26 protein-coding genes are annotated in these 26,085 nt (G+C 28.2%); 25 read left to right on the forward strand and 1 reads right to left on the reverse strand.

What is annotated here, in order from left to right:
- Window positions 1–254 precede the first annotated feature (254 nt).
- From ACULEV_RS15715 to ACULEV_RS15815, 21 genes are all read left to right on the forward strand, one after another.
- Window positions 255–2,108, forward strand: coding sequence for an RHS repeat domain-containing protein (locus ACULEV_RS15715; protein WP_445455993.1), 1,854 nt, complete (start codon window positions 255–257; stop codon window positions 2,106–2,108).
- A 10-nt stretch (window positions 2,109–2,118) separates the two neighbouring features.
- Window positions 2,119–2,601, forward strand: a complete 483-nt coding sequence (locus tag ACULEV_RS15720; RefSeq protein ID WP_445455994.1) for a hypothetical protein — start codon at window positions 2,119–2,121, stop codon at window positions 2,599–2,601.
- Between the two features lie 24 nt (window positions 2,602–2,625).
- The gene (locus tag ACULEV_RS15725) at window positions 2,626–3,519 is read left to right on the forward strand and encodes an RHS repeat-associated core domain-containing protein (protein WP_445458557.1); all 894 of its coding nucleotides are present in this window, start codon (window positions 2,626–2,628) and stop codon (window positions 3,517–3,519) included.
- Window positions 3,516–4,025, forward strand: a complete 510-nt coding sequence (locus tag ACULEV_RS15730) for a hypothetical protein (protein WP_445455995.1) — start codon at window positions 3,516–3,518, stop codon at window positions 4,023–4,025. The genes ACULEV_RS15725 and ACULEV_RS15730 overlap by 4 nt, the downstream gene beginning before the upstream one ends.
- Before the next feature lie 333 nt (window positions 4,026–4,358).
- Window positions 4,359–4,949 (forward strand): hypothetical protein, encoded by a 591-nt coding sequence (locus ACULEV_RS15735; protein ID WP_445455996.1) that lies wholly within the window; start codon window positions 4,359–4,361, stop codon window positions 4,947–4,949.
- A gap of 351 nt (window positions 4,950–5,300) precedes the next feature.
- Window positions 5,301–7,181: an RHS repeat domain-containing protein gene (locus ACULEV_RS15740; protein ID WP_445455997.1), complete on the forward strand. Its 1,881-nt coding sequence runs from the start codon at window positions 5,301–5,303 to the stop codon at window positions 7,179–7,181.
- Window positions 7,181–7,660 carry a hypothetical protein gene (locus ACULEV_RS15745; RefSeq protein ID WP_445455998.1) on the forward strand — a complete coding sequence of 160 codons (480 nt, stop codon included), beginning with the start codon at window positions 7,181–7,183 and terminating at the stop codon, window positions 7,658–7,660. Before ACULEV_RS15740 ends, ACULEV_RS15745 begins: the two co-directional genes overlap by 1 nt.
- Before the next feature lie 266 nt (window positions 7,661–7,926).
- A complete protein-coding gene (locus tag ACULEV_RS15750) occupies window positions 7,927–8,256 on the forward strand; it encodes a hypothetical protein (protein ID WP_445455999.1) in 330 nt (109 codons plus the stop codon).
- 79 nt (window positions 8,257–8,335) lie between these two features.
- On the forward strand, window positions 8,336–8,725 hold the full coding sequence (locus ACULEV_RS15755; protein ID WP_445456000.1) for a hypothetical protein: 390 nt from the start codon (window positions 8,336–8,338) through the stop codon (window positions 8,723–8,725).
- Window positions 8,726–8,909: 184 nt separating this feature from the next.
- Entirely contained in the window at window positions 8,910–9,350 is a 441-nt protein-coding gene (locus ACULEV_RS15760; protein ID WP_445456001.1) for a hypothetical protein, read from the forward strand.
- An 81-nt stretch (window positions 9,351–9,431) separates the two neighbouring features.
- The gene (locus ACULEV_RS15765; protein WP_445456002.1) at window positions 9,432–10,034 is read left to right on the forward strand and encodes a hypothetical protein; all 603 of its coding nucleotides are present in this window, start codon (window positions 9,432–9,434) and stop codon (window positions 10,032–10,034) included.
- Between the two features lie 179 nt (window positions 10,035–10,213).
- Window positions 10,214–10,474 (forward strand): hypothetical protein, encoded by a 261-nt coding sequence (locus ACULEV_RS15770; protein WP_445456003.1) that lies wholly within the window; start codon window positions 10,214–10,216, stop codon window positions 10,472–10,474.
- A gap of 202 nt (window positions 10,475–10,676) precedes the next feature.
- Window positions 10,677–11,374 (forward strand): IS1 family transposase gene (locus ACULEV_RS15775; RefSeq protein ID WP_445456004.1). Its coding sequence is split into 2 segments (ribosomal slippage): window positions 10,677–11,079 and window positions 11,079–11,374, totalling 699 coding nucleotides; the frame shifts between segments, so codons are not numbered across the junction.
- 685 nt (window positions 11,375–12,059) lie between these two features.
- Window positions 12,060–12,653 carry a hypothetical protein gene (locus ACULEV_RS15780; RefSeq protein ID WP_445456005.1) on the forward strand — a complete coding sequence of 198 codons (594 nt, stop codon included), beginning with the start codon at window positions 12,060–12,062 and terminating at the stop codon, window positions 12,651–12,653.
- 112 nt (window positions 12,654–12,765) lie between these two features.
- The gene (locus ACULEV_RS15785; RefSeq protein ID WP_445456006.1) at window positions 12,766–13,566 is read left to right on the forward strand and encodes a leucine-rich repeat domain-containing protein; all 801 of its coding nucleotides are present in this window, start codon (window positions 12,766–12,768) and stop codon (window positions 13,564–13,566) included.
- Window positions 13,567–13,932: 366 nt separating this feature from the next.
- Window positions 13,933–14,175: a hypothetical protein gene (locus ACULEV_RS15790; protein ID WP_445456007.1), complete on the forward strand. Its 243-nt coding sequence runs from the start codon at window positions 13,933–13,935 to the stop codon at window positions 14,173–14,175.
- A 32-nt stretch (window positions 14,176–14,207) separates the two neighbouring features.
- A complete protein-coding gene (locus ACULEV_RS15795; RefSeq protein WP_445456008.1) occupies window positions 14,208–14,537 on the forward strand; it encodes a hypothetical protein in 330 nt (109 codons plus the stop codon).
- Between the two features lie 362 nt (window positions 14,538–14,899).
- Entirely contained in the window at window positions 14,900–15,505 is a 606-nt protein-coding gene (locus ACULEV_RS15800; RefSeq protein WP_445456009.1) for a TetR/AcrR family transcriptional regulator, read from the forward strand.
- 10 nt (window positions 15,506–15,515) lie between these two features.
- Complete coding sequence (locus ACULEV_RS15805) at window positions 15,516–16,856, forward strand: TolC family protein (protein WP_445456010.1); 1,341 nt, start codon at window positions 15,516–15,518, stop codon at window positions 16,854–16,856.
- Between the two features lie 18 nt (window positions 16,857–16,874).
- On the forward strand, window positions 16,875–18,038 hold the full coding sequence (locus ACULEV_RS15810) for an efflux RND transporter periplasmic adaptor subunit (RefSeq protein ID WP_445456011.1): 1,164 nt from the start codon (window positions 16,875–16,877) through the stop codon (window positions 18,036–18,038).
- 7 nt (window positions 18,039–18,045) lie between these two features.
- The gene (locus tag ACULEV_RS15815) at window positions 18,046–21,531 is read left to right on the forward strand and encodes an efflux RND transporter permease subunit (protein WP_445456012.1); all 3,486 of its coding nucleotides are present in this window, start codon (window positions 18,046–18,048) and stop codon (window positions 21,529–21,531) included.
- Between the two features lie 72 nt (window positions 21,532–21,603).
- On the opposite strand, the gene ACULEV_RS15820 is transcribed toward ACULEV_RS15815, so the two are convergent.
- Entirely contained in the window at window positions 21,604–22,656 is a 1,053-nt protein-coding gene (locus tag ACULEV_RS15820) for a 2Fe-2S iron-sulfur cluster-binding protein (protein ID WP_445456013.1), read from the reverse strand.
- A gap of 117 nt (window positions 22,657–22,773) precedes the next feature.
- Between ACULEV_RS15820 and ACULEV_RS15825 the strand changes: the two genes are divergently transcribed.
- From ACULEV_RS15825 to ACULEV_RS15840, 4 genes are read left to right on the forward strand one after another with little or no spacing between them, the layout of a single operon-like run.
- Window positions 22,774–23,109 (forward strand): PadR family transcriptional regulator, encoded by a 336-nt coding sequence (locus ACULEV_RS15825; RefSeq protein ID WP_445456014.1) that lies wholly within the window; start codon window positions 22,774–22,776, stop codon window positions 23,107–23,109.
- 1 nt (window position 23,110) lies between these two features.
- Window positions 23,111–23,812 carry a hypothetical protein gene (locus tag ACULEV_RS15830; RefSeq protein ID WP_445456015.1) on the forward strand — a complete coding sequence of 234 codons (702 nt, stop codon included), beginning with the start codon at window positions 23,111–23,113 and terminating at the stop codon, window positions 23,810–23,812.
- A 53-nt stretch (window positions 23,813–23,865) separates the two neighbouring features.
- Entirely contained in the window at window positions 23,866–25,332 is a 1,467-nt protein-coding gene (locus ACULEV_RS15835; RefSeq protein WP_445456016.1) for a DUF5687 family protein, read from the forward strand.
- A 48-nt stretch (window positions 25,333–25,380) separates the two neighbouring features.
- On the forward strand, window positions 25,381–26,076 hold the full coding sequence (locus ACULEV_RS15840; protein WP_445456017.1) for an ABC transporter ATP-binding protein: 696 nt from the start codon (window positions 25,381–25,383) through the stop codon (window positions 26,074–26,076).
- Window positions 26,077–26,085: the final 9 nt, after the last annotated feature.

A 26,085-nucleotide genomic window follows, 5' to 3' on the forward strand; every position in this document is an offset into this window, starting at 1 on the left:
ATTAAAAAAATGTATAGAAAAGGAACGCCATATGGCGTTCCTTTTTGTGTTATATAATGTCTTAAAACGAAGAAAATGGTAAAAAAGTCGACCTGGTGTTTAGCTTCGTTCTGTTCGCCTTTAGGCTCGAGTCAGAATTAGTGATAGCAAAAAACACCTACGACAAACTAGGACAACTAATCAGCAAAAACGTTGGTGGATTAGGAGCAACAGGATTACAAACCGTAGATTACAGTTACAACATAAGAGGTTAGTTGAAAAACATAAACGATGTTGAAAATATAGGGAATGATTTGTTTTCTTTTAAAATTAATTACAATGATTTTGAATCTTTAGGAGACTTTGACGACAGTGCTATTCCTTTATACAATGGAAATATATCATCCACCTATTGGAAAACATCTAGTGATAATATTTTAAGAAAATATAATTATTCTTACGATGTATTAAATCGTTTGCTAGAAGCTAATTATTTAAAACCAACTAGTGCATCCACTCCAGATAACTATATGGAAAAACTTTCTTATGACAAAAACGGAAACATCTTAACCTTACAACGCAATGGAGACAGAGACACTGATGGAGCACAAATGGTAAACCTTATTGACAATTTAGAATATACGTATGATACCAATAATAAAAATTTATTAGTGAAGGTAGATGACGCTTCTAATTCACCACAAGGATTTAAAAACGGAAGCAATACAGGCAATGATTATGAATATGATGCTAATGGCAACATGACGATTGACAATAATAAAGGGATTACAAAAATCACCTACAATCATTTGAATTTACCAACAGAAATTACGTTTGGTACAAGTGCTAAAATTCTATATCTTTACAATGCTACAGGACAAAAGATAAGCAAAGTAATAGTAGATTTTGTAGGTGGTAACAGTGCAACAACGCATTATATGAGCGGAGGATTTCAATATAAAGACAATTATTTACAATTCTTTCCCCATGCAGAAGGCTATGTCAGCGTAGTTGATTCTCATGGAGTGAATAACTATAACTATGTCTTTAACTATACCGACCATTTAGGAAATATAAGACTAAGCTATGGAGTAGATCCAAGTACCCAAACTATAAAAATAATGGAAGAAAATCATTATTATGCCTTTGGGTTAAAACATACAAATTATAATAGTGACCAGTTATTGTATCAAAAAGGAAGCAATGAAACCATTACTTTAAAAGGAGGCACACCTACAATACAATCTACTTATAAGTACAAGTACAACGGTAAAGAATTGCAAACAGAGTTAAATCTGAATTGGTATGATTACCAAGCTCGAAACTATGATCCAACTTTAGGTAGATGGATGAACATTGATCCACTTGCGGAGACTTCAAGAAGATGGAATCCATATACTTATGTTTATAATAATCCTTTACGTTTTGTTGACCCTGATGGTATGCAAGGACAGGACGTTTACGGTTTAGACACTGAATCTGGAGATATTACTCTTTTAGAACAAAACGATGATGAGAAAGATACACTTGTTGATAATTCCAATCAAGAAGTTATATCAGAGGATGTTGACAAAGGATTACTATATAATGGTCAAAATATTATGAAAAATGGACTTCAAACAAGTAATTATAAAGGAGGGTTACAATTGGCATACGATATTTCAATATATACACATGATGAACTTGGAGGCATGATATATAAAAACACTAATGGAGAGAATTATTTAGATTTGCTTCCTTATACTCATAGTACTATTGAGCAAGATAAAAATGGAGTTTCGATGGTTGCTGGTTTCTCTCATCAACTAAGTTCCCCATTCTTTACTTCTAAAGATGGCTCTTTTAAAGGAACAATTTCAATAATTTTTCATACTCACCCAGGACACCCAGATTTCCCAAAATTAGGTTATGCTTTTCCTTCTCCACAAGATTATAATGTTGCATTGGATAATCATGATATTAATGGAGTAAAAACTAATCAAATAAACATTTACAAAAATATTAGATATTTAGTTTTAGGAAATTTAACTGAAACTATAAATGGTGTAACTTCCAATGTAGGAATATACCAATATGGGAAAGGCAGAAGTTTGTTAAATAAAAATGTAAAACAACTTTTATCAGATTAAATAAAAATATATGAGAACATTATATACAATAATAATAATTTTATTTACAATGACTTTTAGTTCTTGTAAATCAATAAAAAAAAAGGAACAATATAACAGTGATATGATTTCACTTGCGGAGGAAATAATATCTTTTGTAAATAAAAAAGAAGCAATTTTTAAAAGTAATTTTAATAACGAATTTTTTTTTCATATTGATATTAATGATTTGGACTCTAATTATAGTATAGTAAAATTATCACTGAATAGTATGAAACCAAATGATTTTTCTTACAAAACAAGTTGTAACGAAATAGAAGCATTTATATATATTCATAAAGATTTTGTTAAGAATAATACTTCATTAAATATTAAAAATTCTTTTTTCATGGTTCCAGATTCTAGAAGATGGGATTTCTTAGTTTTTAAAAACAAAAATAAAGTGCTAAAGATAAGTATTTTAGAAAATTATGAGGTAGATAATAATGAAGTAGATGATAACTTTGAATGGTAATCTTTCTGGTAAGGCAATAAAATTATTTGTGTCTTTTACAAGTATCGCTATAACTCCAAAGAGTTCCAAAATGAACTAGGTTTAAATCTATATGATTATGGTGCAAGGAATTATGATGCAGCTCTAGGACGTTATTTTTCAATGGATAATTTTTCAGAAGCATTTTACAATTTAAATACATATCAGTATACGGCGAATAATCCTGTAAAATTCATAGATATGAATGGTGACTATATTTATATTTATGATGGAAGTGGAAAAGGTTATAGATATGATAAAGGTAAATTATATTCAAGAGAGAAAGAAGGAGATGAATGGGAGGAAACTCAGGCTGAGGAAGGAAGTTATGTGGCTCAAATAGTAGGTTCTTTAAATAGTATTTCAAATGGAGATGAAAATTCTTTTGGAAGTATATTATTAAACCTTTTTTCAAATGATAAAATAAATGCTTATATAACTGATAATGAGTTTACTGATGATATTAAAAAAAACAGAACAACTACATCAGGACTGAAAATTCGTACCGCATTTGATCAAAATGAAAAAGTAAGAACAACCTCAGGAAATCAAAATTTAATTTTTCATATATCACTTGCTCATGAATTAGCGCATGTATTTGCAAATCAAGTTTTTGATTTAGATATATTGTCAAAAGAATGGTATTCTATAATGGATTCAAATGGAAAAAGACATAAGTTAAATCAATCAGAAGTATTTGCATCATTTATTGAAAATTTTGTTAGATCCGAACAGCATTTACCACTTAGACTATATTATTCAGTAGATACTGATGGGAGTGTTGTTCAGGATTCAAGATTGATAAAAAAATCAAAAAGTCAAGGTTTTATTACTCAATATGAATCTACAGAGAGAGCATTAGAAATTTGGACCGAAATATTAAACTCAAGGAAACAATGAAGAAAACAATAATTATTATACTGATTGCCTTTTTACTTATTAGTTGTGCAAACCCAATCTTTTTTAATGAAATAAAATCATTAAACTCAAAGATGGGAGTCAAAAGTAGTGATGAAAGAAAAGTATTTAAAGAAATCCAAAAAAAAATCCCAAATTCAAAACATATTATTTATTATAATCAACCTAGTTTTAATATTGATAGTGAATATTTCACGGGTCTTGTTTATGATTTTGAGAGTGAACAATATTTTTATCTAGAATATAAAGACTCTAAATTAGATATAAGTATAACTCCAAATAATTCTTATGCTGAATACCAAAAAGAAAACATTGATTTATTTATAAATGGAAGATATGATGAGATAAATAAAAAATCTAAGAATTGTTTATATTCTGGAAATAATATTTATGATTATTTATATGAGATAAATTTAGAATCAGGAAATAATATTAATAAAAATTTTATAAATTTCTTTTTATGTACAGATTTTGCAGATAACAAATAAGGTTATATGGCTCTGTAATGCTTCAGGTTAGTGATATGTATCTTACGGACAGCTAACAAATTGATAATCAATAAAAATTAAAAATAATTGTAAAAAAGATGAGTTATGTAAAGCTCATCTTTTTCACAAGAAAAGGGACATGTCGTAAATAATTATACTAACCATAATCAGTCCAGTCAACAAAAAGGAGCTCATAATTGTCAAGATCCTAGCAATAAAAATTCTTTCCGTTCAAAAAACGCATTGGATTGGGAGGATCATTATAATACAAGTGTACAATACTATCCATTACCACAGATTCTATATAATCTATTCGGAATAAAATTTTAAATTATGAAAAAAACAATAATCTTATTTACAATTGTGATTTTTAGTCTAAAATCATATTCTCAAAATGAAATAAATTTTATTTTTAAAACTTTATTAGTCTTAGATAATGCTATTAGTCTTAAACTTGATGATTCCATAACAGCATTAAATAAAGAAATGTTATTAGAAAATATTAGTTTAGAAGTAAATGAACTTAATACTAATATGCTTAAACCTAATTTTTTTGATAACTATAGAATTTATAGATTTAACTTACAGGATAATAAAATAGATTACAAAAGTGATGTTCCAATTATTTTCAATATTAGTTCTTGTTCTGAGTTTGCGATTATTTATAATGAAAAAACAGAAAAGTATTATCGCATAAAGGGATTTAAAAGTAATGATTTCAATTCTTTGATAAATGATATAATTTTATATTATGAGAGAAAACTTAGACCTAATGATATCGTAAAAAACTTAATTTATTTAAATTATCAAGGATTGGATTTTGAATGTATGTATAATGCGCTTAAAGATTCACCAAATAATATATGGAAATATGAATGCATGAAAGTCTGTACAAATGCAAAACCATCTCATTCCAGTAGATAAAGATAATAGGTAATGTTCCAAAATTAGGGGGGAATGTATCAAACGTATTGTTTTGGTAAGACAAAACACAAAATATTAATAATAATGTTGAAATTTTTGTATCGTCAGGAACAAGCATTAGTTTATTTGGTAATGTTTCAAAGTTAGTGACAACCCTTTTCACAGAAGCTAACCAATTGGGTAGTGTTTCAGAGTTAGTGATATGTGTCTTACGAACAGCTAATAAATTGATAATCAATAAAAATTAAAAATAATTGTAAAAAAGATGAGCTATATAGCTCATCTTTTTTATGTTTAGAGCTTTTAAAACAAAGAAAATGGTAAAAAAGTCGACCTCGTGTATTAAAATTAGTGATAACCAAAAACAGCAATGATGAACTAGGGCAATTAATCAGCAAAAACGTAGGAGGAACTGATGCAACAGGAGCTTCTGGTTTACAAACTGTAGATTACAATTACAACATAAGAGGTTGGTTAAAAAACATAAATGATGTCAACAACATAGGAACCGATTTGTTTTCTTTTAAAATCAATTACAATGATGCAGAAACCGCAACAGATTTATATAATGGTAATATATCAGAAACCTTTTGGAAAACAAATAGCGATAACAAGCTAAGAAAGTACCAGTTTTCTTATGATAATCTAAACAGATTATTAGACGCAAGTTACACTCGAAAAAACGAAACCACAGCACCTAATGCCTACAGAGAATCTTTATCTTATGACAAAAATGGAAATATACAAAGACTAAATCGCTACGGTGTTATAGATGACCCTGATTATGCCATTCATATTGATAATTTAATATATGAATATGACAATGTAAATAAAAACCAGTTACTAACCGTTACCGATGAAACCGAGTCACCACAAGGATTTAAAGACGGAGTAAATGAAGGAAACGATTATGAGTATGATGCCAATGGTAATATGAAGGTAGACAACAACAAAGGAATAAGAGATATAATCTATAATCATTTGAATTTACCTACAGAAATAAATTTTGTGAGTGCTGACAAAATTGAATATCTTTACAATGCAACAGGGCAAAAAGTATCGAAAGTAGTGACAGAAACAGGCATTAAAACACAAACCGACTATTTAGCTGGAGGATTTCAGTATAAAGTGAATGAATTACAATTCTTTCCACACGCAGAAGGCTATGTAAAAAAGGAAGCTAACAGTTACAAATATGTTTTTAATTACACAGACCATTTAGGAAATATCAGATTAAGTTATACCGATATAGATAGCAATGGTACTATTGACATTGACGAAATAATAGAAGAAAATGAATATTATCCTTTTGGGTTAAAACATGAAAGCCATATTTCTTCTAATGCGTACCAAATGAAGTACAACGGGAAAGAATTACAAACGGAATTAGGATTAAACATGTACGATTATGGTGCTAGAAATTACGACCCTGCACTAGGTAGATGGATGAATGTTGATTCATTGGCAGAGAAGTACAATAATATGTCAACTTATAATTATGTGAATAATACCCCTATAAATGCAATAGATCCTGATGGAAAAAAAATTGTCTATGTAGGTGAAACTAGAAAAGAGAGAAGGGCTTTAAGACGCAAAATTCGTAGTAGTTTAAAAGAACAAAGAAAATCTTCGGCTTTTAGAGAGATCTGGAGTCAATTAAAAAATTATGAAAAAGAGTATAGGTTTAGGGAAGGCACTCATGCACCTGGTGCGGCCGGACAATTTGTTAAAACTTATGGGCACACATTAGATTATCAAATGGAATTTGATAAGAATTATAATCTTTTGAATCCTGAGTATAACGAGAACCCTGATAGAGCAGGTGGTGATATTTACATTGGGTCTGATACATTTGAAAACAAAGAATTACTTCCCCATGTTATAGTTGAAGAGATGGTACATGCTGTCCAATTTGATTCAGCTGTAAGTACAGAAGAAGCAAGAGCATTTGATTATTCAAATTTTTCTGATTCTTATGCGGGTAACCGTGAGTTTGAAGCAAAAATGTTAGTTGGAATAATTAATTTTCAATCAGGAATACCTTTGTATACTGAAAATCCAACTATGTCAGCACAGCAGTATGGAGTTGAATATCTAAATAATGGTTCAAGTAAGTCGGACTACTTTTCGAGAATGTTACAATGGCAAGAATCAGCGAAGGATAGTCCTTATGGAAGAATGAATTTTGATCCAAAAATTTTACCAACAATACTTGAAAATACTATAAAATAATGAGAGAATCTATATTTTTTTTAATAACATTAGTAATGTTAGGTTACAAGACTAAAGCTCTAAATTCATTTGATGCAAAAGAGCCTATTTCAAATATTCAAATTGATTTTAAGTGTTCAGATTTTGATAATGCTAGAGAATATTTAATATCATTTGACAGACAAGAATTGTGTAATATTTTCAGTGAGGATTTGAGTGTTAACTATAACATCATGCTTGTATATAAAGGTAACTTTAAAGATGAAGTATTTAATAAATATTCTGGGTATTATTATTTAATGGATTCAAATAATAATAAAATAGGAGATTTAGAAAATATTGAAATTGGAAATTTTGGATTTGTTGAAACAAAGAATTTTGACAGAATACAAAAGAATAAAAAGGTTAGGTTAAGTCAACTCAATATTAAATTGAGTAGTGATGGGATTAATGATTTAGATAATAAAGAATCTACAATATTAATGAAAATTGAGCTTTAAAAGGCAATGTTTCAGAGGTTAGTGATATGTATCTTACGAACAGCTAACAGATTGATAACCAATAAAAATTAAAAATAATTGTAAAAAAAAATGAGCTATATAGCTCATTTTTTTTATGTTTAAAGCTTTTAAAACGAAGAAAATGGTAAAAAAGTCGACCTCGTGTATTAGAATTAGTGATAGTTTTTTTTAGAGAAAAAAATATTTTTTAAAACCACACAATTGAATATCTTTACAATGCAACAGGTCAAAAAGTATCGAAAGTAGTGACAGAAAATAGCTGCATAACAAAAACTGATTATTTAGCTGGATCTGTAGTTTCTATGATAAATACATTTAGAAGTGAATTATTTTTGCCAGTGCGATTACAATATAATTGGATAAAATTTACAACTAGTAGCCCTGCTAAAATTGAATTTCAGACCGTTGAAGAAAGGCAGATTTCTGTCACAAAAGAACAAATGCCACAATTGGACAAACAAATAAGTAAGGAGTATAAGATGAAAAATATATTAATCATAACAGTATTAATAAGCTTGTCGTGTTCTATCAATAAAAACACGAAAAATGAAGATATATATATAACAAAGCATTAAAAATTATTATAAAGGAAAATGTTTTGGAAATAAAAGATATTGATAAATTGAAATTTCAAAGGAAGTTATTCCATTTAGTATGGAAACTTCTGATATAGGTTTAATTAATAGAAAGATTGTTGAAAATTATGATTATTTTAATGATTATAGTTTACAACAAAAGCAAAAAATTGATTTATTAGTTGATTCTTTAAAAATAAAAGATATTGAATTCAATAAAAACTTTATTAAACAACCATTAGATTCTAAACAGGGTAAAATAAGTAAAAGAACAAAGTATATAATATTTTTTTCAAATATCATTAATAATAGGTTATATGCTGAAATTAGAGAGTATAATCATAAATTTAATTTAAACCCAACATCTGAAGAATTATCTTATGGTAAGGCCTATAGTTTTTTATTTGAAGTAGATGATAGTTCTAAAGAGGTAAAATGTATTTCTTATGGATATTATTCTATGAATTAACTACTTACCTACCAAAGTTAAAGCGTTAAGAATTCAGAAAATTAATTTGAAAAATACCAATGCTTATGACTGGAAACGTTCCTCCATAAATATTATAGTAGTGAAAAGTTGAATAATGAAAAATATACTGATTATCATGTTAATAATTTGTTTGTTTACGTTTTGTAAATCAAACAAAAACCATTTGAAAGTTGAAAAACACATCAAAGCATATGAGTATTTAAGTAAAATTGAACCCTATAAAGATAGTGGTATTTATGTAGTTGATACGCTTTATTATATACCTAGAGTTTTTGCGTATTCTTATTTACTTAAAAATAAAAACCAAAAAGAAAAATCTAAAATTTTAGATTCTTTGTGGAGATTAGATCAAAATTTATCTTACGACGAAAAATATTTTAAAATATCTAAATATTTAAATAATAACAATAAAGCAAAGTATAATTTATACTTTGACGAACAAACTGATAATAAACTGAATGTTGAAATTTTCCATAATCATAACAATGTTAAAAGCATTCATTATCACATATCTATGTTCGGAAATAGTGAGATTTATTCATTTACATTTAACGGAAATAATGAGATAATTGATGTTAAAAAGGAAACTGCAATCAATAATTAATTGTTTTTTGTAATAATGTTTCAATATCAAAAATTAGAAATTGTGTTATACAAAAGTATCTATATATAAAAAGAAGGAAAAGTGAGATTTATATTTAATATTTTAATTTTATTTATTTTTTCTTCCTTGATGACAAAGGAAGAATATGAAGGAGTTTATTTTTATGACTCTTTAAATTATCATGAAAGTATAGACTTGCGTACTAGTGGTAAGTTTATTTATAATTGTGAAAATAAATTTCTAGATATAACAATTAAAGGTAATTATCATATCTATAGAGATAGTTTGATTTTGGATAGCTACCCCCAAAAAGATAAAATGTTGGTTAATGAAGTAGTAAAAGGTAATAAAAATACTATATATATAGATGTTAAAGATAAAAACAGAAATGCTATCCACTATAATTTGTATTTATTATTAGAACACAGTAATGTTGTTTGCATAGAAAATCAGTGGGATATAACTAAAATAAAAGATAAAAAAATAAAAGGATTTTATATAGTAGATAAGAAAGGTTTAAAATCTCCTGTGCATAATAAAAAAGGTTTATCAACCAATTATTTTAGTGTAATTTTTGAAACAAATCGGGTTTTTGAAAATGAAGTATGGCTTTTTGAAAATGGTAAATTAAAACCAAAGGGATTAAATGGAGAAAATCAAGAGTATTATTTAGAAAAAAAATAGATAATATTTATGGAATGTTTCAAAGGTCATTGATATTTATGTTACTAACCGCTAAAAAATTGATAATCAATAAAAATTAAAAATAATTGTAAAAAAGATAAGTTGATATGAACAACCCTCAAAAAGTTAGATACTATTTTGGGGTATTTTATACAGAATTATTAATAGCAGAAAGTAATATGAAAAAATTATCGTTTGTCTTAATATTTTTGATAGTATTATTTTTAATTGGTTGTGGTAATAAAAATTATCACTATATCGATAATATTAAAAAGGGTTATAATGTTAAAAAAGAAAATAGTAGTATTATTTTACGACATAAAAACTTCAATCCTTCTAAGAAAGTTTTTACCAAATTGAATAATATTTTAAGTGATGATTTTATTTATATCTATTCTTGGGTTAATCATTTACCCATAGATGGAGAAGTATTCAAATAATCAGCTATACAAATTAATGTACCAAAGATTATTATAATTTAAACAAGGGGAATTTCATTTTTGGTAATGTTTCAAAGTTAGTGACAACCCTTTTCACACAAGCTAACCAATTGAAAATTAAAATTTAATTTAAAAAATGCATAGAAAAGGAACGCAATATGGCGTTCCTTTTTGTGTTATGTAATGTCCTAAAACGAAGAAAATGGTAAAAAAGTCGACCTCGTGTATTAAAATTAGTGATGCAGGTATTTGTCCTTATTGTAATACTAAAAACTTAGTCAAAAATGGGTTTACCAAAAATAAAAAGCAACAATTCTATTGCAAAAATTGCTATAAAAGATGTATCGATTTTTATTGTTACAAAGCTTATAAACTAGATGTAAATATTAAAATAATTCAATTTATAAAAGAAGGTCTAGGAATAAGAAGCACAGCAAGAATATTACAAATTTCAACTACTACTGTTTTGAAAAGAATTATTGCTATTACAAAAAAAAATCCTAATCCTATTTTCTATAAGAATAAGATTTATGAAGTAGATGAAATGCGTTGCTATTTAAAACATAAAGACAAACCGATGTGGATTGTGTATGCATTAGAAAAAAAACGAAGCAAGTTGTTAGTTTCAGTTTAGGAAGAAGATCAAAACGAACGATTCAATATGTTATCAATTCATTATTGCTTTCTTTTCCTAAAAATAGCTATACAGATGGTTTAATGCATTATAAATCTTTAATAAATTCAGTAATTCATAAAATAAAGCGTTTTGGCACTAATCAAATTGAAAGAAACAATCTTACTATGCGAACTCACTTAAAACGATTGCAGCGAAAAACCATTTGTTTTAGCAGAAGTTTTATTCTTTTACAATGTGTTTTGCGTATTTATTTTTGGGGTTAAAACTTCTAATTGTTGTCAATTATTGCATTTTTTTTGTTTGATTTCGAACTAGTTATTTAGGTTTCGTTCGAGTTTCGTTCGGAGATTGTAGCGAAAAAGTGCCTGTTTTCTGCTACTTTACCGAAACGCTTCCGAACAATCTCCGAACAAAGCCCTTAGAAAACTGCTTTAAATAGGTCAAAACATGTCAAAACCGTTCATGATGTTTTTTTTTGGTAACTTGGCAGGGGTTGTTGGGTGTATATTTGATTTTTAGTGATTAATACTTAATCTTATGATATCATCTATAACCATTTAAACTACCTACCGAAATTACGTTTGGTACAAGTGCTAAAATTCTATATCTTTACAATACTACAGGACAAAAAATAAGCAAAGCAATAGTAGATTTTGTAGGTGGTAACAGTGCATCTATGAACTGAGGTTTTCAAAATAATTGCCAAAAAAAACCTCTTTAAATCATCTATAGATTTACTTGATTATCCAAAGTTATAGCGTTTTCTAAACTTGAAAAACGTATTTGTTGACGGGATATTCTCGTGATATATTACATTCTTAAAATATAAAATATCCTATTTTATACTAATACTTTATTATATTTGTTACTAACAAAACGAAAGCTTTTTCACACACTAACGTTATGTTTCAGTTAAGATAATCCACTCTAAATTAATCGAAAAAACAAATGAAAAGAATTTTAATCGCTCTTATGACGACCTTTTTTGTATTTGGATGTAAATCTGAACAAAAGAACAATTTGAACGAATTAGAACCTGATAAAAAACTGTCAAAATTAAACACCAAAAGAACCGAATCAAATATATTATTTGATACGCTGGTTTTTAATAAAGACATGAATGGTGAATTATTAACAGAAAAATACGCTTTAGGTTTCTTGGAGCTACAGTTTTACAAGCAATTTGTTTTACAAAACAAAATTAATGAGAAACAAATATTGACTGAGGAACACACTAAAACGGAAATTACTTACTTAGGAAAATTAATGGATTTAGATAATCAGAACTCTTATCATGTAATTACTAATTTCAAGATTATCGGAATTGGAGAAATGGAATCGCCACGAGGAATAAGTAATCTCGTATTTATAAACAATGATTTGGATAAAGCAATTATTTATAGAATGGGCTTGCCAGATGAATTACCAGAAAAAATTGAAAATAATAATTTATATTTTACTTTGAAATCTAAAAGAGTAGGAATAGCAATACTTGGAGGTTTACCACCAATGCTCTGTCTGCCAGAAATTGGATGTAACTGATAAGGAAACGAATGTACACAAGATACCATCTTAATAGCGACTAACCTGCAAAGTAAAACAAGAAAATAAACGACTGTAATAACCTATAATGCACTTATACTAAAACCTTTAGTTGAAAAGCGAAAACGATACTATGAAATTAAATGAAAGACAAATAGAATATGGTTTTAATTACTATTTCAAAGAGGAACGTGACAAAATAAAAAGTGTTGTTGAACTTTCTGAATTTAATGGTGAAGATAAACTTTCAATAAATTGTACTCAACTTGATTATTGGATAGAGAAACACGGTAAAAAAGAAAAGGACAAAAAAAGAATTTTAAACGAATGGTGTGAGTTTCTTAAACAAAATTCAACAGTATTCACTGAGCTAGATTTTGGAACACGAATGCCACAAGAATTATTTGACGCGGTTTGCAATCAAAAGCATTTAAAACGATTAGAAATAAAATGGGGTGCCTATAAAGACATTTCTGCTATTGAAAATTTGTCAAATATTGAATTATTACATATTGGTTCGGGTGCTGGTGTTGTAAGTGTAAAACCAATCTCAAAACTTAAAAACATTATAGCTTTATCGATAGAGAACTTTCAAAAAATTACAAATTATGATGATTTAGTAGAATTAACAACACTTGAAAGTTTAAGCATTGAAGGCGATGGAATGGGACCTCAATATATTAAGATTGACAATATTAATTTTATTAGTCAAATGACACAACTTCGCTTCTTTAGACTTTTAACAGAACGTCTTCAAAGTAAAGATTATTCACCTATATTCCATTTAAAAAATTTAGAATATTTAACATTGAGTAAGAATCGAGAAGTTTCAAAACTTCACAGCGAATTATCTAAACTACCAAAATTAAAATGGGGTTTAATAAAGACAAAACCAGAAATATATCAAAAATAAAGAGGGAATCCATAAGCCTTATATAAAGTTTTATACTTGCAATTCGACATTAAGAATAGTATGAATAAAATGGCATATAACAGCCAATAACAATCCATGAATAACCTACAACCATGTTTTTATTAATAAAAAGAATATAATCCAGACAATTTATAATTTGGTACGCGCCAAATTTAACGGTAAGGTATTTGAAAAATTTAACCTTTAGCACAAAAAAACAGAAACTTCTTTAAACAAAAAATTACCTATATTTGTGATATGAAATTTACAAAAATCATATTATTAATCTATTTCATTTCATTGAATTTGCTCCCAGCAGCAAAATTCATTAAAATGGAACTGATGGATTCTTGTAAAAATCAATGCATGAAACATTACAATGACAAAAAAAACAAAGAAGATAACAATCCTTGCAATAAACAAAATTGCATTTTAAATATAACTCTAAACTCCATATTTGTTTATCCAACAAATAATTATGCTTTTTCTGATGTTTACTTCAAAACTGTAATTGAAAAGCAAGAATTTTATTTTAAAGAAATTATTCTTAATGATTATGTTTCTAAAATTTGGCAACCTCCAAAAATTAAGTTGCTAGAAATATCATAATAAAAAAATAATTTAATTTAAAATATAATACAATGAAAAATATAATCTCAATTGTAGCGCTTTTGCTATTCGTAAATTTAAGTGTTACTGCTCAAGAGAAAAAACAATGCTGTGAGCAAACAAAAACTTGTACAGTGGACAAAAAAAATTGTTCTGAAAAAGAACTGAAAAATTGTAAAACAGACAAGAAAGAATGTTCAAAAGAGAATAAATTTTGTTCGACTGAAGAAATGAAGAATTGTAAAATGGATAAGAATACTTGTTCCTTAAACAAAACAACTTGTTCAGAAGAAGAAAGGAAAAACTGTACAAGAGATAAAAAAGAATGTTGTGTAGCTGATAAAGCAAGAAACAAATCTTAATATCTTACTCTATTTTTTGGGAGTTTGGTTAGCCAAACTCCCATTTTTTTTATAAATACTACTAACGCAGATAACTATTGTAAAACCTCCATTAAATTGATTTAAAGGAGGTTTGTTTTTTATATATCGCTTTAATAAAAACTACTTTTACCCTACTCCATTCTATATCTTTTTAAATTTTAATTTCAAAGTAAAAGCTTGAATTAAATTATAAAATAAAGTGCAAAAACAGCTACTCTTTATTTTATGTTAAATTTATGTAAAAACTTTGGAAACTTATTTTGTATTAAAAGTTTCCGTTGTAGATTTGCACCGAAATAAAAAATAATTTTTATACCTATTAATACTATGATTGATTTATAATGAAGGACCAAATTTTAGATAAAGCAACTGATATGTTTCTTACACTTGGATTTAAAAGTGTAACGATGGATGATATTGCTTCAGAAATGGGTATTTCAAAAAAGACAATTTACCAACATTTTGCAAATAAAGATGAATTGGTAAAAGCGACAACGACAAATTTGTATGAAAACATTTCATGTGGAATTGATGAGATAATTTTAGCTGATAAAAATCCTATTGAAGAGCTTTTTGCCATTAAAGAATTTGTAATGAAAAATTTAAAAAATGAGAATACTTCTCCCATTTATCAATTACACAAATATTACCCAAAGATTCATAAATCGTTAATGATTAAACAATTTGACAAAATGGGAACTTGTGTAATAAAGAATTTAGAGAAAGGAATCCATTTAGATTTGTTTAGAAAAGAAATTAACAAAGAGCTAATAGCTCGTTTTTATTTTGCTGGAATGAACAGTATTAAAGATCCAGAGATTTTTAGTCCCGAAAAATTTAGTATAAAAGAAGTACAAACCAATTATTTAGAATATCATTTAAGAGGTATATGTACACCCAAAGGAGTAATAAAACTAGAACAATTAATAAATATCAACAATAACTAATCAATAACAAATGAAACAAATCATAATAATAACCTTTTTATTATTTGTGGGTTTAACAAATGCTCAAGAAAAGAAGGAAAGCTATTCCTTTACTCTAGATCAAGCAATTGAACATGCCTTACAAAATAACTACAAAGCCATTAATGCTAGTAGAGACATTGAAGTTGCTAAACAGAAAAAATGGGAAACAACTGCTACTGGTTTACCTCAAATTAATGGTAGCGTAAATTATCAAAATAATATTGTTCTTCAAAAATCTGTTGTTCCAGCTGAATTTTTTGGTGGTAATCCAGGTGAGTTTGCCGAAGTAGAATTTGGTACAAAACACAATATGACGGCAAATGCTTCATTAAGTCAATTAATATTTGATGGCTCATATATTGTAGCTCTTCAAGCTTCAAAAACCTATTTACAATACTATCAAAATTACAAGGTTAAAACAGATAATGAAACACGTGAAATGGTAACCAATTACTATGGAAACGTATTATTAGCTAAAGAAAACATTGCTATTCTTGAAAAAAACAAAGCAACTTTAGAGAATAACCTGTTTGAAGCAGAAGAAACCTATAAAAATGGGTTAATTGAAGAAGAAAGTGTGGAGCAACTTCAAATTACTTTAGCTTCTATTAATAGTAGCTTGAGTAATACCAATAGATTAATTGACATTTCAACTAAAATGCTAAAAATAACGCTTGGGTTAAATATCGATGATGAATTAGTATTAACTGATAATTTAGATGATTTAACTGCCAAAAAAGTGGATTTAACTTTTGGAAGCGAATCCTTTACTGTTGAAAACAATGTTGAATATCAAATTGCTGAAAATTTTAAAGAACAAAGAAGATTAGAATATAAATTACAAAAAGCTGCTTATTTACCAACGCTATCGGCAAGTGCTAATTTTGGGTATAATTCTTTTTCAAATGAATTTGATTTCTTAAAACAAGATCAAAAATGGTTCAATTTTTCTAATATAGGAGTAAACTTAAACGTACCCATATTTAGTAGTTTTGGAAGAAGAGCTAAAAGTCAGCAAGCTAAAATTGCTTTTGAACAAGCACAAACTCAATTAACAGAAGCAGAACAAATGCTTAAACTTCAATATGAATCTGCAAAAAGTGATTATGAATATAGTATTGAACAATACGCAACTTCTAAATCCAATTTAAAATTAGCAGAACGAATTGAAAGTAAACAACAAGTAAAATTTAAAGAAGGACTTTCCACCAGTTTTGAATTTACTGAAGCGCAACGCCAATTATATGCTGCGCAACAAAATTATCTACAATCCATGATAGATGTAATTAATAAAAAAACAGCTTTAGACAAGATAACTAATAAAAACTAAAATCATAACACTAAGAAAATGAAAAACATATATATTACATTAATCGCTTCATTTATACTACTTTCATGTGGTGGCGATAAAAAGAATTCAACTGCAGCAGTAATTGAAAAAGGAAACTTAGAACAATTAAGAGCAAAAAGAGGAGAATTAGTAGCGCAATCAGATGCTTTAATAAAAGAGTTAGCATTACTAGATGATGCAATTGGCAAACTAGATGAAAATCATAAATTAGCTTTAATTACTACAATTCCAGTAAAAGACACTATTTTCAACCACTATCTTGAACTTCAAGCTACTGTTCAAACAAAAGAAAATATAGTACTGAACTCAGAATTTGCAGGTGTTTTACAACAAGTTTATGTAAAAGAAGGGCAAAAAGTGTCTAAAGGGCAAACCTTAGCTAAAATAGATGATGGTGGTTTAAGTTCACAATTAGCTCAAATGGAAACACAAGCTGCTTTAGCAAAAACTACTTTTGAAAGACAACAAAATCTTTGGAATCAAAAAATTGGATCAGAAATTCAATACTTACAAGCTAAAACAAATTATGAAGCGCAGTTAAAAGCAGTTTCTCAAATGAGATCACAAGTGGGAAAAACAATTGTTAGAGCTCCATTTTCAGGAACAATAGACGATATCATTACTGAAAGAGGAAGTGTGGTAAGTCCAGGAAGTCCAATTATGAGAATTGTAAACTTAAGCAATATGTATCTTGAAGCTGAAGTTCCTGAAAAAAATATAGCTACAGTTAAAAAAGGAACTGATGTAATTGTTAATTTCCCAATTTTAGGTGAAACTATAAATGCAAAAGTTACTCAGGCTAGTAATTACATTAATCCTGCAAATAGATCTTTTAATATTCAAATCAATGTGCCAAGTAAAAATGGACAAATAAAACCAAATTTAACTTCCAAAATTCAAATTAAAGATTATACAAATCCTAAAACAATTATTGTACCTATAAGTATTGTTTCTGAAAATGCTGATGGAGAACAATATCTTTATATTGCCGAAAATGTAACCAAAGATGGTCAGGCTGTAGCCAAAAAAGTAATCGTAAAAACAGGATTATCTCAAGGTAATTATGTAGAAATTACAGAAGGAATTAAAGACGGAAATTTAGTAATTAGCGAAGGAGCTCGCAGTGTTAAAGACGGACAAAAAGTATCCATAATCAAATAAGTAAAGAATGAGTACTACAAACACCAATAAAGAATTTAAATTATCATCATGGGCCATCGAAAATAAGATGACCATATATGTTGCGATGGTAATGTTCTTATTTTTAGGACTTTCGGCTTACTATAGTATGCCAAGAGAAGATTTTCCTGAAATTAAAGAAACCAAAATATATATTAGCACGGTTTATCCTGGTAACACAGCAGAAGATATAGAACGTCTTATTGTAGATCCGTTAGAAGATGAAATAAGAAATGTGAGTAATGTAGTTAAAGTATTATCTACCTCACAAGAAGACTATGGTATCATTACGGTTGAATTTGACGAAAAAATTACAGTTGAAGCAGCCAAACAAAAAATAAAGGACAAGATTGATACCAAAATTGGTGGAGAAGATTGGCCAACATTCAATGGAGCTAAAGTAGAACCTAATGTTTTTGACTTAAATCTCTCAGAAGAAGTTCCTATCTTAAATATCAATATTCAAGGAGATTATCCTATAGATAAATTAAAAGTTTTTGGTGAATATCTTGAAGATGAAATTGAAGCTTTAGAAGAAATCAAACAAGTTGATATTCGTGGAGCTCAAGAGAAAGAAGTAGAAGTAGCAGTTGACATCTATAAAATGATGGCTTCCAAAGTTAGTTTTGACGATGTTATCAATGCTATTAAAAATGGAAATGTAACCATGTCTGCTGGTAATTTAATTGCAAATGGACAAAGAAGAACTATAAGAATTCTTGGTGAAGTAGAGCAACCAAGTGATTTAGAAAGTTTTGTAGTAAAAACACAAGGCGGAGCGGTTTACTTAAAAGATATTGCAAAAGTTTCTTTCAAAGATGTTGATAAAACTACTTATGCAAGAGAGTTTGGTAAAAGTGTTGTTATGCTAGACGTTAAAAAACGTGCTGGTAAAAATATGATTGAAGCAACAGAAAAGATTAGAAAAATTGTTAAAGATGCTGAGGAGAATTATTTTCCAAAAGATTTAAAATTAACATTAGCAAATGATCAATCTTCTAGAACCTTAAATCAAGTAGATGATTTAGTAAATAATATTATTTTTGGTATTATACTAGTAGTTGGTGTATTAATGTTTTTCTTAGGTTTCAGAAATGCTTTATTTGTTGGTTTTGCTATTCCAATGTCTATGTTCATGTCATTTATGATTCTTAATTTATTGGGGTATACCATGAATACCATGATCCTATTCGGGTTAATCATGGGACTTGGAATGCTTGTAGATAACGGAATTGTAGTTGTAGAAAACGTCTACCGACTCATGGAAGATGAAGGCATGAGTAGAATTGAAGCTGCTAAGAAAGGTATTGGTGAAATTGCATTACCTATTATCATTTCAACAGCTACAACTGTGGCAGCCTTTGTTCCACTAGGATTATGGCCAGGTGTAATGGGCCAATTCATGATTTATTTTCCTATAACACTATCTGTTGTATTAGGTTCATCACTTTTTGTTGCAATCTTTTTCAACTCTGTAATGGTATCCCAATTCATGGATATTAATGAAAAAATACTGTCTAAAAAAGCATTAATTAGATTAAGTATTATCTTAGGAGGTTTAGGTACAATTATTCTAGTATTTGGTGGAGCAATGAGAGCTTTAGGATCTGTGATGATTTTTACGACTATCATGTTTTGGTTATACAAATATGCCATTAAAGGTTGGACACTTTCATTCCAAAACAAAATTCTAACTAAATGGGAAAACTGGTATGAAAGTGGATTAAAGTTCTTTTTATCTGGAAGAAAACCATTTGTAGTAGTAATTGGAATGTTTATCATGTTCTTATTAGTCCTTGGGTTGTATTTTGGCTGGAGTGTAGGAAGTGGTAGAACAAAAGTAGAGTTCTTCCCAGATAATACTCCAAATCAAATTATTGTTTATATCGAATATCCCCAAGGAACAGATATTAGTAAAACAAATGAAATTACTACATCTATCGAAAAACGAGTATATGCAGTTTTGGATTCCAAAGAATTTATCAACCCAGAAGACCAATCGAATTATTTAGTTGAAAGTGCGGTTTCTCAAGTAGGTGAAGGTGCAGGAAATCCTCAAACTGATGGCGGTTCTACTGCTGAAATGCCTCACAAAGGAAAAATTACCATTTCTATGCGAGAATACAAATTTAGAAATGGTTTAGATTCTGAAGACCTTCGTAAAAAAGTGCAAGCTTCTTTAAAAGATATCTATCCTGGTGTTTCCATTTCTGTCGAAAAAGATGCAGTTGGGCCACCAGCTGGTTATCCTATTAATATAGAGATTAAAGGAAATGACTATACCGAATTAATTGCTACGGCTGAAAGAATGAAGGATTTCTTAACCACTAAGAATATTCCAGGTGTAGATGAATTAAAAATTGATGTAAACAAAGGAAAACCAGCTATGAAAGTTGTAGTTGATAGGGCTAAAGCTGGTGAAATGGATGTTTCTGCTGGACAAGTTGGAAATCAGTTACGTCGTTCTATCTTTGGTGAAAAAGCAGGTATTTATAAAAAAGATGGTGAAGACTATGACATTTATGTTCGTTTTAACGAAGATAATAGATATAACAAAAGTGCTATTTTTAATCAAAATATTACATTTAGAGACATGGCATCTGGTCAAATTAAAGAGATTCCTGTTTCCACTGTAGCTTCTCAGAAAAACACTTCTTCTTTTAGTGCTATTAAACACAAACAATACGAACGAGTTGTTATTTTATATTCTGCATTAGCTCCAGGATTTACAGATGCAGGTGCAGTTGTAGCACAAATTCAAGCAGAAATGGGCAATTTTGAAGCTCCTAAAACAGTAGAATTTGATTATACTGGACAATTAGAAGAACAAGGTAAACAAATGGCTTTCTTAATGGGCGCTTTAGTAACTGGGTTGTTTTTAATCTTTTTAATATTGATTATCCAATTCAACTCTATTTCTAGACCAGGAATCATTATGGTTGCCGTATTTTTAAGTTTTATTGGAGTGTTTTTAGGATTAATGGTAACTGGATGGCCTTTCGTTATTATGATGACAATGATGGGAATCATTTCCCTCGCTGGAATTGTAGTAAATAACGGTGTGGTATTACTCGATTATACCGATTTGTTAATTGCTAGAAAGAAAGAAGAGTTAAATCTTCCAAAAGAGGCACAATTAAGAAAAGAAGACATTTTTGATGCTATTGTTACAGGCGGTAAAGCTCGTTTACGTCCAGTATTATTAACAGCAATTACCACTGTTTTAGGATTAATTCCTTTAGCAATTGGTTTCAATATCGATTTCTTCAGTTTATTCTCTACTGGAAATCCTCATATTTATATGGGTGGTGATAATGTTATTTTCTGGGGACCATTAGCATGGACAGTAATCTTTGGGTTAATATTTGCTACTTTCCTTACATTAATTGTTGTTCCTGTGCTATTCTATTTGGTTAACCTTTTTAAAATTTGGCTAAGAGGTAGAAAGGAACAAACTGTTGAAGTAATAGAATAAGTATTTTTTTATAAAAATAGAAACGCTCCGAAAATTCGGAGCGTTTTTACTTATATACCTTTTTAAAATATTTTAAACATCATCAAAATCCACAAACAAAGTAGTTGTTGTAGGAACTGCTTGACATGCTAAAACCAATCCTTCTTCAATTTCTCCATCAGTTAAAATAGCATTTTTTTTCATTACAGCTTTTCCTTCAGTAACTCTACAAATACAACTACTACAAACACCTCCTTGACAAGAATAAGGAGCATCTATACCTTGTTTTAAAGCAGCTTCTAAAATAGTTTGTTTCTGACTCATTTCAAAAGATGTTTCTTCATCATCTACAACAACAGTAATTTTTGTATGTCCTTCTAACTGTGCTATATTTTCATTTTCAGTAGAAGTTGTAGTAAACAATTCAAATTTTACATCTTTTTCTGCAACATTATTTTCTTTTAAAACAGATGAAACTAAGTTTATCATCTCTTCTGGTCCGCATAAATAGTATTTACTAAACGTTTTTTCGCTATGCTTATTTTTCAAAATAAAGTTAACAGCCGATTTATCAATTCGCCCAAATAATTCTCCATCCACATTAATTTTACTATATACATAATGCACAAAAAAACGACCTACATATTGTAAATGCAATTCTTGTAATTGATCATGAAAAATAGCATCTTCTATAGTTTTATTTCCATAAACTAAAACAAATGTGCTTTTAGGTTCTCCTTCTAAAACTGATTTAATAATTGATAAAATAGGTGTTATTCCACTTCCTGCTGCAAAAGCTACATAATTTCTTTGCTTGTCAATTTGAGGTTCAAAAATAAACTTACCTTCTGGCAAACCTACTTCAATTAGACTTCCTACGTTTAAATTTTCATTGGCAAACTTAGAGAAAAAGCCCTCTTTAACCGCTTTTATAGCTACTCTTAATTCTCCACTTTTAGGAGAAGAACATATTGAATAAGCCCTTCTTACCTCTTGTCCATCTAGCGTAACTTTAAGTGTCACATATTGTCCTGCAACAAATTGGTAAAACGATTTTAATTCATCTGGTACATTAAAAAGGATAGACACACAGGATGGTGTTTCTCTTTTTATTTCTTTTATAACTAATTTATAGAATGTTGACATTTCTTTTAATTTTATACAAAAATAAGAAACCTAAATAAGAAAAAATGAAAAAATATATACCTAAGACTTTTATACATAAGTAAATTATGCATATATTTGTTATTATTCAATTCTAAAATGAAAAATTCTCAATTATATAAAGGCAGCCTAAACACAATCATTATGAAGCTATTAGAAGAAAATGGCAGAATGTATGGTTATGAAATTACTCAAAAAGTAAAAGAAATTACAAAAGGAGAATTAAACATTACTGAAGGTGCTTTATATCCTGCATTACATAAATTAGAAGCTGAAGACTTATTAGATGTTGAAGTAGAGAAAGTAGATAATCGTCTTAGAAAATACTACAAGTTAACAGAAAAAGGAACAAAAGAAACTGTGAATAGACTTTCTGAATTGGAAGAATTCATTAAAAATATGCAAAGTATTGTTAACCCAAAATTGAGTTACTAATATGAAACTTTCTACAGAACAAATAGATTATTTATATCAATTCACTCGTAATCATTATGTAGAATATTATGATTTGCAAACTGAATTAGTGGATCATTTAGCTAATGCTATTGAAGCACAATGGCAAGAAAATCCAAAGCTAAGTTTTGAAGCTGCATTACAAATGGAATTTAAAAAGTTTGGTGTTTTTGGATTTATGGATGTCGTTGAAAAAAGACAAAAAGTACTAAGTAAAAAATATAATAAAATCGTTTGGAGTCATTTTAAAGACTTTTTTTCAATACCTAAAATTATTTTAACAACTTGTCTTGTTTTTGGTTTATTCTATTTTATAAAAATGTTTTATTTTAAAGAAATCTTCATTGCGCTATTTAGTTTACTAATCCTTATTCTGTTTTTAGAGCTTTTTCGCGCCAATAAAAAAATTAAAAAACGGAAACAAAAAACAGGAAAAATATGGCTCTTTGAACAAATTATCTTTGGATATGGTTCCTTTTCGGGAATTCTTATGCTGCCTTTTCATATATTAAATACTTTTAGCCATTCTTCATCTTCCCTTCTGCAAAATGACTACCTCTTATTTGGATTTTCATTTTTTTCCATTTCAATAATAATAACGGCTTATATTATTGTGAAAATCATTCCTTCAAAAACAGAAGAATATCTAAAAGAAACTTACCCAGAATATAGTTTAGTAAATTAATCGTAACATTTTTACAATTATTACTACCAATAAGAAACCAACAAAACTAAAATATGGTAAAACAATTTCTCAAATTAGAATGGAAGTCTTTTCTAAGGTCTTCCTCTTTTTCATCCAATTTAGCTTTAAAAATTCTAATGATTTTTGGAGCTATCTATTTTATAATTGTTTTTATTGGACTGGGAATAGGTTCTTACTTCATAATTGAAGATGCTGGTTTAGACCCTTTTAAAACCATCAATAAATTTATTATTTATTATTTAGTATTGGACTTAATTATTCGGTTTTTCTTTCAATCTATGCCTACTTTAACCATTAGGCCATTTTTGAATCAAAATATTAAGAAAAATAGTATTGTACATTATACTTTAAGTAAAACCATTATTTCTTTTTTTAATTTTATACATTGGTTTTTCTTTATTCCTTTTACAATTGTTTTACTTTCTAAAGGATTTACACCTGAAGTTATCTTTTGGTGTATGAGCATTTTATTCTTTATTTATATTAATAATTTCTTATCCGTTTTAATAGACAAAAAAGACTCCCTATTTTATATTGTCGTAGGAATTTTTGCGCTATTTGGAGTACTTCAATATTATGCAATTTTTGATATAACCCAATATACAAATGTTTTTTTTGAATCTTTTTACCATCATGCATTTTTAATTGCTGTTCCAGCTATATTATTAATTTCAATTTATTATATCAATTTTAAATTCTTCAAATCCAACCTTTACTTAGATGCAGGATTATCAATCAAACAAGACCTTGCCACTACTGAAAATCTTACTTGGTTAGATCAATTAGGCAGCTTAGGAACTTTCTTAAAAAATGACATTCGTCTTTTAAAAAGAAATAAACGTGCCAAGACTACACTCCTTATGAGTTTTTTGTTCTTGTTTTATGGATTATTATTTTTTACCAACTCAATAGAAGCTTATGATGCTCCTGTTTGGAAGATATTTGCTGGTATATTCGTTTCTGGTGGATTTTTATTAAATTTTGGACAATTTGTACCTAGTTGGGATAGTTCTTATTATCCTTTAATGATGACCCAAAACATTACTTATAAAGATTATTTATCATCAAAATGGTGGTTAATGGTTATTGCAACCACAGTAACAACTTTATTAGCGAGTTTTTATTTGTTTTTCGGGATAGAATCCTATCTAGCTATATTAGCTGGAGCTATTTTTAACATAGGTGTTAACTCACATTTAGTATTATTAGGCGGAGCCTATATAAAAACACCTATAGATTTAACCTCAAACAAAAATGCCTTTGGAGATAAAAAATCTTTTAATATAAAAACACTAATAATTTCTTTACCAAAGTTATTCTTACCAATGGTTATTTATGCTTTAGGATATTATACTTTAGGTTGGCAATATGGCTATTTATTTGTTGCCTTAGCAGGAATTCTGGGATTTGCTTTTAAAAATAAAGTTTTCCAAATAATTGAATCGGTTTACAAAAAAGAAAAATATGCTACAATTGAAGCCTATAAACAAAAAAAATAATTGCAATTTACAACACACAACATTCATTAACCTTGAAATAACAACATCATGATACAAGTTTCTAACTTATCAAAAACATACAACGGAGTTACCGTTTTAAATATAGAAAATCTAGAAATTCCTAAAGGACAAAGCTTTGGCCTTGTTGGAAATAATGGAGCTGGAAAAACAACCTTTTTTAGTCTTCTATTGGATTTAATTCAGCCTTCTAGTGGTGGAATAACTTCAAATGCAATTCAAATTAATTCAGATGAATCTTGGAAAACCTTTACCAATTCTTTTATTGACGAAACGTTCTTAATAGGCTATCTTACCCCTGAAGAATATTTTTATTTCATTGGAGAACTTAGAGGCTGGAATAAAGCTGATGTAGATGCATTTCTTAAAAACTATGAAGATTTTTTTAATGGAGAAATTTTAAATAATAAAAAATACTTGAGAGATTTATCTAAAGGAAATGCAAAAAAAGCAGGAATTGTAGGCGCTTTAATAGGAAATCCAGAAGTAATTATTTTAGATGAACCCTTTGCAAATCTTGATCCAACAACTCAAATTAGACTAAAGAAAATAATTAAATCACTAGCAGAAGATAAAAACACAACCGTTTTAGTTTCTAGCCATGATTTGCAACATACTGTTGAAGTATCTGATAGAATTGTTGTTCTTGAAAAAGGCAATATTGTAAAAGACTTAGTTCCTACTACAGAAACCTTAAAAGAACTAGAAGAATTCTTTTCTGTATAAAATTAAAAG

The organism is Flavobacterium sp. HNIBRBA15423, assembly GCF_052655965.1.